Source organism: Mesorhizobium sp. M7A.F.Ca.AU.001.01.1.1, from assembly GCF_004022735.1.
GTDB lineage: Bacteria > Pseudomonadota > Alphaproteobacteria > Rhizobiales > Rhizobiaceae > Mesorhizobium > Mesorhizobium ciceri.
In genome coordinates, this window is sequence record NZ_RZPF01000190.1 from 1 (window position 1) to 9,396 (window position 9,396).

The 9,396-nt window shown below is 59.1% G+C and carries 10 protein-coding genes; 3 read left to right on the forward strand and 7 right to left on the reverse strand.

The features are described from left to right. Positions 1-253: hypothetical protein (locus EN884_RS14010; RefSeq protein ID WP_164895006.1), on the forward strand; the 253-nt coding region annotated here is incomplete at its 5' end. 35 nt (positions 254-288) lie between these two features. On the opposite strand, the gene EN884_RS14015 is transcribed toward EN884_RS14010, so the two are convergent. The 5 genes from EN884_RS14015 to EN884_RS14035 form a co-directional block, all read right to left on the reverse strand. Continuing rightward, the gene (locus EN884_RS14015) at positions 289-690 is read right to left on the reverse strand and encodes a hypothetical protein (RefSeq protein ID WP_013530422.1); all 402 of its coding nucleotides are present in this window, start codon (positions 688-690) and stop codon (positions 289-291) included. Positions 691-744: 54 nt separating this feature from the next. Then, positions 745-2,283: a peroxidase family protein gene (locus EN884_RS14020; protein WP_164774305.1), complete on the reverse strand. Its 1,539-nt coding sequence runs from the start codon at positions 2,281-2,283 to the stop codon at positions 745-747. Positions 2,284-2,548: 265 nt separating this feature from the next. Further along, on the reverse strand, positions 2,549-3,424 hold the full coding sequence (locus tag EN884_RS14025) for a DMT family transporter (protein WP_244514330.1): 876 nt from the start codon (positions 3,422-3,424) through the stop codon (positions 2,549-2,551). 138 nt (positions 3,425-3,562) lie between these two features. Next, on the reverse strand, positions 3,563-4,261 hold the full coding sequence (locus EN884_RS14030) for a TIGR00730 family Rossman fold protein (protein WP_013530425.1): 699 nt from the start codon (positions 4,259-4,261) through the stop codon (positions 3,563-3,565). Positions 4,262-4,299: 38 nt separating this feature from the next. Then, positions 4,300-5,070 carry a hypothetical protein gene (locus EN884_RS14035; RefSeq protein WP_013530426.1) on the reverse strand — a complete coding sequence of 257 codons (771 nt, stop codon included), beginning with the start codon at positions 5,068-5,070 and terminating at the stop codon, positions 4,300-4,302. Between the two features lie 825 nt (positions 5,071-5,895). Here EN884_RS14035 and EN884_RS14040 point away from each other — a divergent pair. Then, positions 5,896-6,093, forward strand: coding sequence for a hypothetical protein (locus tag EN884_RS14040; protein WP_013530427.1), 198 nt, complete (start codon positions 5,896-5,898; stop codon positions 6,091-6,093). Between the two features lie 145 nt (positions 6,094-6,238). On the opposite strand, the gene EN884_RS14045 is transcribed toward EN884_RS14040, so the two are convergent. Then, positions 6,239-6,757 (reverse strand): ferritin-like domain-containing protein, encoded by a 519-nt coding sequence (locus EN884_RS14045; protein ID WP_013530428.1) that lies wholly within the window; start codon positions 6,755-6,757, stop codon positions 6,239-6,241. Between the two features lie 442 nt (positions 6,758-7,199). Here EN884_RS14045 and EN884_RS14050 point away from each other — a divergent pair, with 442 nt between their 5' ends. Then, positions 7,200-8,762 (forward strand): GMC family oxidoreductase N-terminal domain-containing protein, encoded by a 1,563-nt coding sequence (locus tag EN884_RS14050; RefSeq protein WP_063168709.1) that lies wholly within the window; start codon positions 7,200-7,202, stop codon positions 8,760-8,762. A gap of 65 nt (positions 8,763-8,827) precedes the next feature. Here the strand turns inward: EN884_RS14050 and EN884_RS14055 are convergent. Beyond that, positions 8,828-9,396 (reverse strand): aldehyde dehydrogenase family protein (locus EN884_RS14055; RefSeq protein ID WP_128360587.1); only part of this gene is annotated, 569 nt, incomplete at its 5' end.

The window sequence follows — 9,396 nt, forward strand, 5'->3', positions numbered from 1 at the left end:
GGTCAAGAGCGATCAACTGTTCGCCGACATCCACGGCTGGTCGGCGGCGGCACTTGCGTTGCTGAAACGCAACCGCGAGGCCGGGGATGAGTTCAGACGTTTTCTACGCAACCTAACGGCGGCGTGGCAAGGGCCGGGTAGGCTTGACCGCGCTGTCGCCGTGGAGTGGTTCAAGACCGCTTTTCCGATCCGGTTACCAGTCGATCAGGAGAAGCTGGCCCGTGGCATCGAATTGGCAGCCCAGTCGGGCTGACACGGCCGAACCGTTGCTCGCAATTGCGCCGGGTTTCACTTGCAGCGTGACATCACGTAGTCGCCGAGGCGCTTATGATATGCGCTCAAACGGTTTTTCTTTATTTGATCGGGCGGGCCGGCGTTCGGGTCGAGATTGTAGTGATCGGGAAATGTATAGTCCTCACCGGGTCCATCCGCCGGCGCAATGGTGGCGATCGTTTGCTCGACGTCGCCGGTGAAGGGAAAGGCGATGTTCACGATCAGGTCTTGGTCGAAGTATGGTTGGATGGTGATCTCCTCCCAGGTTTTGTCCCTGGGCGTCATGAACCCACGCAGCAGGTCCTTCATCGCCTCCTGATCTCCACTTCTGAAGATCGCTTGCTTGGCCGGATCCTTGATCAGGTCTCGGATGAATTCGCCAAGCGCCTCGAACTGCACATCTTTGAACTTCACCATGTCCACTTTCCCCGCTAAACCAGATTGAGCACTGTAGCGCTGCCGTTATCAGCGCTATTGAAAACCCTGACTGCCGAGCAGGCCGCCAAGCACTTCATCCGATACCTTCGCAGTATCATTGAGATCGAGCAGTCCTGCCAGCGTTTTTGGCTCTACGTCCGGAATGAGCCTGCGAGAGGTGATATCCGTATCGGCAGCCTTGAACAGTGCGGATGCGATCGTGGCGGCCACCACATAGGAGCCAACTGGGCCAAGATGGCTGCCGTCATTACCAAGAACGGACGCCTCCTGGATGATATAGTAGGAGAGAGGTGTTTGCCTCAGGAACTCCGGGTACCGTTGCAAAGCGGCCCGAAGTCGGCCGGCGTTGTAGACGTAACGTTTGGCGCAGGCGGCCGTGGGAAGCATGTCATTGCCCGTCAGGACCGGCACATCGATACTGTTGTCGCCCAGGGCGGTCTTCACCGCACCGGCCACGTCCTGCCCGGATGGCAAACCAAGGTCGTAACAGCGCCAGCAATCCATGAAGGCAACCGGCCGGACTGTGCCGTTCAATTCCGCACTCAGGCCGGCAATCGTCAGTTCTTTCGACAGGAATGGTCCTATGCGCCGGGCACTTTGAGCTTTCGACGGGGGGTCGGCTGAGGCAAACCGGTTCCAGTCGACAATCCAGTTCTCGGGTATTGGAATCTCCCCACCCGGGCGCAGGCTGGAAAAGGACAGCATTTTGCGCAGATTGGCTGGTTCTTCGACCGACCTGTCGTTCACGACATAGAACTGCCGGACCATGGCGTGGGCAAAGCGCGACGCACCGAAGGTGAATTCCAAAGGCAGCGCATTGAAAGTCTCAAGTGCCGAGACTCCGGCGCCAAGAAAATCGTCACTGGCGAAAAAATGGTCCCATATTTCCGGAGCCAGAACTTTTCTCAGATAGTCGTTGATGATCACAGTGCGGTAAACCGAGGTCAGATAGATCCTGGCACGCTTGTAAGCTTCTGCTGGGTCGGTGCCGATGCCAAGCAGCAGATCCACGATCCTGTTGTGGATGCCCATGAGTGTGCAGAGCAGTTGCGACAGGACAAGATTGTCGTCGTTTCGCGGATCCGCCACCAAGGGCCGATAAGGCGATCGCCGACCCTCGACACTGATAAACTTGCCCGAGAAGTCGATGCGCGGCAAATCACGGCCTTGCATGGTCTTACCGTCGACCGGAAGCATACTGCCTTTCATGCAAGGCAAGCCGATCGGAAAGCGGCAAGCCGACAGGTCCGCCCCATCCGCAACATCGTAGAGATGGGCGTCGACGATTGGCCCCCGCCCATAGAGCCCCGAAAGGTCAAGGCCTTGCGAGGACGCGTTCTTCAAATGATGGGTTTTGCCTGTCGGCTTGGGCAATCCGAATATTTGGCTGAAGACGATGTCATGGAACACGAATTGACCGAAATAGGTAAAGCCGGCTGGTGTAGGGCTGAGATCACTGCCTTCAAGTCCATCGGTCGGGCCGACCATTTCCGCCGTGATGTCCAGCAAGCCCGCCTTGGTGCGGTCGATGGCGCTCTCGTCTTCGGTTGCGTCAAACAAGGCGATCGGCATGTCCGCCAGGGACGGGAAGAGCCTGATGCCTCTCAAGGTCGGCTTGTCGTTGAGGCCGTCGTCTGAATTCTGGTTTGACCGGTTCGGTATGTTGGCGGCTTCGAAGGAGGACGTTTCGCCGTGGAGCATCGAAGTAGACCTCGTTTTCCAGAAGGATGAATGCGGCCAGGCGAGTAGCTTGGCATGAATCCGGGAGTAGAAACAGACTTGCCCGTCGGTGGTCTGAATGGCGCGGCCCCAGAGCAGAGCGACATTGCCGAGGCGATCATGACACTGACGGATCGAGCTTCGGGCCCGCCGAGACGGCGGTGAACAGCACACAGGACAGAATGACGCCCGCACCCAGAAGCCCGTCGGGCGAAAGCCGTTCACCAAGCAGAGCGGCAGCGGAAATGGCGGCGAACACACCCTCTCCGCTGCAAATCACCGCCGCATGGGACGAAGTGGTGTAGCGCTGTGCAGAAGTCTGCAGGCAAAAGCCGACAGCGGTCGAGAACACACCAAGCGTGATGAGTTCTGGCCATGCTGCCATAATTGCCTGAAATGTCATTGTGCCCTGCAGGGCGAAAGGTAGCGTGGCAACGGCCGTGCCGATGAACTGTGCGGCCGCCGTCGCGAAGGGATGGCCATGTGCCTGCACATGCCGCCCGAGTTCGACCGTCCATACTGCAAAACAGATTGCAGTCAGGACGGCGAAAGCGTCGCCGGCGGTTGCCGAACCATTGAAGCCGCCCGCCAGGAGAGCCGATCCCACGACCGTCAGAATTGCGACGAATAGGATCAGTGCACTTGGACGCTCCCTCATGATCAGCCATGCGGCGATCGGCGTGATAACAGTGGAAGCGCTGATAAGGAGGCTCGAGTTCGTCACCGTCGTGCTGACATAGGACAATTGCTGGACCACACAGCCGAGAGCAAAAAGCAGAACCACTCTCGCCACACTTGGAAACCAGCCGGTGTTGGTTTCGGGGTCGCGCTCCCGCACCGCGAATGGCAACGTCACCAGTCCGGCGATCACGCTGGTCAGGAAAACAACCGCCATGGGATCGAGGTGGGCCAGTATGGTCTTGTGGGACACATTGCCCACTCCCCAAATGAGCGCAGCAAGCATTAGCAAGGAATTTGCCTTGAATCTGGACATGATTGATCGCATCACCACAGCGGGCAATGGCTCCAACGGTTTGTGATCGGGTTTGAAAGCGATGATCGGGGCCGACGGACCCCGTCATCGTCGAGGTGGCTGGTGTTGCGCGGAAGAACGCGTCTTTTGGTTCGCGATCTATCCGGGGCCAGCACTCGATATATGTGATCTGCGCAAGACGGGGATGGTGGGCAGCAGGACGGGCGTTGGCGGTTCGTTCTGCTCGAAACTGACGCTGCGCTGAAGAAGCGGAAGGATGGCCTCCGGGGTTGCCGAAACCATTTGCGTGCATCGAGTTGACGAGTTCATGAAGCCAGCCTCGGACATGCTCTCGAAGACGCCGAGAAGTGGTGACCAGAAGCCTTTGAAATTCGCCAGGACCAGCGGCTTGCAGTGCCTTTCCAGCTTGCGAAGCGTCATGACCTCGGTCAGTTCCTCAACGGTTCCGATGCCGCCAGGCAAGGCTACAAATGCATCCGCGTAGTCAAACATGAGCTGTTTGCGGATACTCATGTCGGGAACTGAAATCGTCTGGCATCCCGATAATAGCATTCTCATCCGCTCGATCAGGAACTGCGGGGTGATCGCGATCACGGTTCCACCCCCTTCTGCTGCGGCAATAGCCACCTGGCCCATCAGGCCATCACAGCCACCGCCATAGACCAGGCGAATACCTGCTGCGGCTATCGTCTCGCCAAGGATGGTGGCGCAACGGGCGTGGTCGGGATCGTTGCCAAGCATGGCGCCGCCGAAAACGCAGATCGTGCCGATGCGTCGCTGCAAGGGATAGGAGCGGCCGATCTGTTCTGCGGAATTGTCGGATGATGATCCAAACATGGTGTCTCTCCAAATGAGGTTGGAATAGCGAAGCTTGATCAGCCGGCGGAATGATCGCGGGCTGCGCGAGGTTGGCTCGATCGGAACAGAAGCAGGTCAGCCCAGGACCAGAGCAGGTAACAAACGAGAAGGCTGGCGGGCGTAGACCAATGCTGTGGCTGTTCGACTTCGAATTTGAACAGCGATGCACAGAGTTCTGTCCCGGCGGCGATGAGGGCCGGCAGCCGGCTGAGAAGGACCATGACGCGAAACGGGTCGGGGCCGTATTCCGACAAGTTGAGGATCCGGACACCGGGTCGGTGGCAAGCACTGCCGAATTTTCCAACGGAATGAAGCAGGCCCGATGTCAACGCCAGCAACGGATGGCCAAGTTCAAACAGGGCCAGGCCAAGGCAACCGGCACCAACGCCGGACAGGAAATCACCCAGGCGGTTGAGATTTTCCCTAGGCTTGAGACGTCCGTTCCAGGCGCGATGGTAGATCTCGCCGCTGGCGAAGAAGATCGCCGTCGCCGAGGTCATTGCGATCGCAGCGAAATTGCCCGTCAAATAATGGCTGATGGCGGCCGGCGCGCCTGTCCAGAGGAGTTGGTTCAGATCGCCGGATACGAGAATCTGCGCCGTAATCCCCTGACAAAGACCAATGAGGTTGCCGACATTGTAGGCTCCCCCAGGGCCAGACATCCGTGCCGTTAACGCGCTGCGCCAAGCAAGGAGGCGCGGAGACCGAACCGTGAAGGATGAGGCTGTTTCGCGAGCTGAAATTTCGACTGGGGCTACACGCAGCGGCTTATTGATGTTGAGCGTCATGTCGGGTTCCTCCCTTATGACGCATGCTTTGCAGTGCTCCGCGTGATCTCAACGTGAATTGCGCTGGAATGGGTCCGTCCAGGCTAACAGGCAGATCGCATTGGCGGTTCCTGCAAGGTGACGGTTGATCTACTTCTCTCAATTGCCTCGGCCAGCCTTATCCCGCGGCGAGCTTCTGTGTCGGCGGGGCCTTGCAGCCCTGGCCGACGACATTGTCTAAGCGGATCGCCTGCCGAGCCTCCATTGACAGCCATCCGGATGCACGGGCCGCGAAGACCGGAAATCATCTCTCGACGATCATGCGAAGACACCGGGGAACGATGATCGTTATTTCACGCTGAATTACGCTGAGTTGCCCAACATCACAGCCGCAACGCCAGACTGACATCCGCAAAAGGCTGAGCGGTCGAACCTGAACCTCAACTGAATCCAAGGATGGAATTCGATCATGCTACGCAGCTTGACGAAAACATTCACCGCCATCTCGACAATCGCCGTTCTCATGGCACCTCTGATGACTCCCAATGCGGCCTACGCGAACAGCACCACCGTTCCGCGCAAATGCATAAACGGCGTGGCAAGGTGCGCATCTCGCTATCCAGCAAGCTTTCGAGACCACCCATTTCAATTCAGCGGGACAGTGCAACGCACCTTACTCCCGAGGTTGGCGCAACGCTCTCCGGGTCGGCATCCATCTCAAGCTCCTTCGAACGCCCGGCTTGTCTGAGGGTCTTCACAAAATGTTACGTAAGGGAACGTTCGCGCCTGACTCTTCTTAGGCAATCGAGGCGGTTGTCGCCTCGTGCATTGTGAAGGAGAAGAAGAATGCCCAATCAAGGTGGTAGCCACGAACAGCATGTGAAGGCAGGCCAGCAGAGCCACAAGAATGCCGACAATAAAAACCGTCAGCAACAGCAGGCCGCTGGTGGTGGTCAACGGCAGCAGGGCGATGGATCCGGCATGCGTGGTGGAACCCACGAACAGCACGTGAAAGCTGGCGAACAAAGTCACAAAAACCGCTGATCGCGGGTGATTTCAGCAGACCCACCCCGAAGTATCGGGGTGGGTCTGATTGCATCTGAAAGAGGTGCTATCGACGACGCTGCGGTTAGGGTCGCGAAAGTCGCCCCGGCGACTTTGCCGGGGCGACTTCAGTCAGGACGCCCAGTCAGGCAGCTTGCTCCAGGGCGCGCTCATTGACACCGCCTTCGCCCAGCCCGGAAAGCGCTTCGTCCGTCGCGACCTCCTCTTTCAATGTCTCGTTGAGGAGCTTGACCACGTCGCTCTTGCCAAGCTGTTCAGCCCACGCGACCAACGTGCCGTAGCGCGCGATTTCATAATGTTCGACGGCCTGTGCCGCGCCGACCAGCCCAGCATCCAGGGCTGGGTCGCCCTTGTATTCGTCGAGAATTTCCGACCCTTCCTCAAGAATGCCGTCGATCGCCGGACAGGTTTTGCCGCGCGCCGGTTTGTCCATAAGTTCGAACACTTGCTCGAGCCGATCAACCTGGCCTTCGGTTTCCATGCGATGTTTTTCGAAGGCCGCAGCCACCTCCTCGGATTCGGCGCCCTTTGCCATCTTCGGCAAGGCCTTGAGTATCTTCTTTTCAGCGTAGTAGATGTCCTTCAGCCCATCGAGGAACAAAGCCTCCAGTCCCTTGGTCGTCGCTCTTTTTGCAGTCGCCATGATTTGTCTCCCTTGGATTGTCGTGAAAGCTCACCGGCGGTGTAGCCATGGACTAACTTTCCATGGAAGCAGTTGTTCCCTGGGGGCGACGTGGAAGGGCAGCGCGTCGAACACCGCTTTTATCGAGGGCCGATCGACATCAAAAGGCGATGGACGATGACGGTGTGAGAGCCGCCGGCAGGGGGGACGGAAAGCACCGGGGTTCGTCGCGCTGTATGGAGTAGATGGTGAAAAGAGATACTTCCGATGGGTTCATATACGAAATCATATTTACATATAAAACAAATCATGATGATCTTGCTGTCGTGCAACGGCGGCTAAGGTGGTCGGTTCCGGCGTCCGTCGCCGAGCCTGAATGCCAGCAGATGATCGTGCACAATGAAATCAAAGATGATGTCGCGGTCGAGTGAGCCGTGCATTGGTCGGATGTAGGGAGTGCGGCATGCCCTTTGATGTCATCGTTGTCGGAGCCGGCGCAGCCGGGGCTGTCCTTGCCGCCCGGCTCACCGAAGATGCGGCCACGAACGTGCTTTTGCTGGAAGCGGGGCCGGACTACCGGAGCGGCGAGCAACCTGCCGAGATGGCGAGTCCAAATCCCTTCAACCTGCTGCTTCCCGATCATTTTCAGCAACAATATATGTACCCCGACCTGATGGCTCGCCGCACCAAGCGGCAGGAGCATCGGGTCTACTGGCGCGGCAAGGGGCTTGGCGGTTCGACGGCCGTCAATGGGCAGATTGCCATTCGCGGCGTGCTCCATGCCTTCGACCGCTGGGAGGAAATCGGATGCAAGGGCTGGTCGGGAGCCGACGTGCTGCCCTTCTTCCGCCGGCTGGAGGATGACCCGATCGCGGCTAATTTTCACGGCAGCGATGGCCCGATTCCGATCTACCGCGCGCCTGTCGAAAGCTGGGGAAGCGTCGACAAGGCCATGCGCCAAAGCGCGATGGCCCTCGGCCATCCCTGGCATGACGATCTCAATGCTCCGGATGCCGAAGGGGCTTGCACCTATCCCATCAACAGTCGAGCCGGCAAGCGCGTGTCGGTCAATGACGGCTATCTGGAAGCTGCCCGCGACCGGCCGAACCTCACCATCATCGGGCAGGCGACGGTGGACAAGGTGCTTTTCGATGGCAAGAAAGCGATCGGCGTTTTGGCCATCGTGGCCGGTCAGGTTCGCAAATTCGAGGCGCCGCTGGTCATCGTCTCGGCCGGCGCCATCCACTCTCCAGTCATCCTGCAGCGCTCGGGCATCGGTCCGGCGGCTCTCTTGAATCGAAAGGACATCGAGGTGCTTGCCGACCTGCCGGTCGGCGAAGGTTTCTTCGACCATCCTTATTGCCGCATCGAACTGAAGCTGAAGCCGGAATTCAAGGCGACCGATGTCGACGCGCGGCATACCAACTGCTGTGTGCGGACGAGTTCCGGCGTGCCGGGTGCCGAGCGCGACGACATTCTTTACGTCGCCATGAACCATGGCGGTATCGGCGTGGAATCCGACAGCGCCCAGTTCGGCGAGGCCATGGTCAATCTGATCCTGATGGAAGCCAAGAGCCGGGGCACCGTGCAGTTGCGTTCCGCCAATCCCTTCGACCAGCCGATCGTGGAAGAGAACATGCTGGACGATCCGATGGATCTTCAGCGCATGCGTATCGCCTATCGCCACCTTGGCGAGATTGCCCGGCAAGCGCCGATCCAGGCGATCGCCGAGCGCGTCCTGCTGGGGGATTCCGATCTGCCTTTGTCATGGCTCGAAATGGCAAGCGACGAGGAGGTCGACAATTTCCTGCTGGCGCAGTCTTCCGATGCGCAGCATGGGATCGGCGGCTGTTGCATGGGTAGGCCCGGTGAGGCCGTGGTCGATCCGGAATGCCGGGTCTACGGTTTTGAAGGGCTGCGGGTTATCGATGCGTCGATCATGCCGCTCGATTGCCAGGCAAACACCAATCTGACCTCGATCATGATTGGCGAGAAAATGGCCGACAGCCTGCGCCGGTCCATCTGACAGCTCGCTGCCGAACGGCATACGGTCGCACGGGAGGCCCGCGCAAAAGGCGCGGGCCTTGAATGTCAGCGAGTGACGTCCACGGTAATCGTCTTCAGGTCGCACATTTCCATCAGCGTGTGCCGACCCCCGGTGCGGCCGAGGCCGCTCTGCGTCCCGGCGGCGCCGCCGGCAGGAATATGCGGCTCCCAATAGCAGCTCATCTCGTTGACGTTGACGATACCGACCCTCAGGCTTTCAGCAAAGGCAAAGGCGTTCTTGATGGTGCTGGTGAAGACCGCGGCCGACAGGCCGTAGGGGCTGGACGCCGCAAGTTCCATCGCCTCCTCGTCGGTCTCGAAGGTCAGCACGGGTGCAATCGGCCCGAAGGATTCCTCGACGTTGAGCAGGCTTTCCCGGGTCAGTCCTGTGACGATCGACGGCTCGAAATAGAGATTGGTGGCAAAACCCGACGCCACATTGCCGCCGGTGACGATCTCGGCGCCACGAGCGCGGGCGTCCGCAATGTGGCTGAGCACCTTGTCGACGGCGACCGCATTGTTGATCGGCCCCATCGTCGTCGCGGGATCGAAAGGGTCGCCCATTTTCACCTTCGCGGCCGCTTTCACCAGACCTTCGATAAACCGGTCATGGA

Coding starts and splice junctions, on each gene's coding strand:
- EN884_RS14015 (WP_013530422.1), bottom strand. CDS start 690: ATGGTGAAGTTCAAAGATGTGCAGTTCGAGGCGCTTGGCGAATTCATC.
- EN884_RS14020 (WP_164774305.1), bottom strand. CDS start 2,283: ATGCCGATCGCCTTGTTTGACGCAACCGAAGACGAGAGCGCCATCGAC.
- EN884_RS14025 (WP_244514330.1), bottom strand. CDS start 3,424: ATGTCCAGATTCAAGGCAAATTCCTTGCTAATGCTTGCTGCGCTCATT.
- EN884_RS14030 (WP_013530425.1), bottom strand. CDS start 4,261: ATGTTTGGATCATCATCCGACAATTCCGCAGAACAGATCGGCCGCTCC.
- EN884_RS14035 (WP_013530426.1), bottom strand. CDS start 5,070: ATGACGCTCAACATCAATAAGCCGCTGCGTGTAGCCCCAGTCGAAATT.
- EN884_RS14040 (WP_013530427.1), top strand. CDS start 5,896: ATGCCCAATCAAGGTGGTAGCCACGAACAGCATGTGAAGGCAGGCCAG.
- EN884_RS14045 (WP_013530428.1), bottom strand. CDS start 6,757: ATGGCGACTGCAAAAAGAGCGACGACCAAGGGACTGGAGGCTTTGTTC.
- EN884_RS14050 (WP_063168709.1), top strand. CDS start 7,200: ATGCCCTTTGATGTCATCGTTGTCGGAGCCGGCGCAGCCGGGGCTGTC.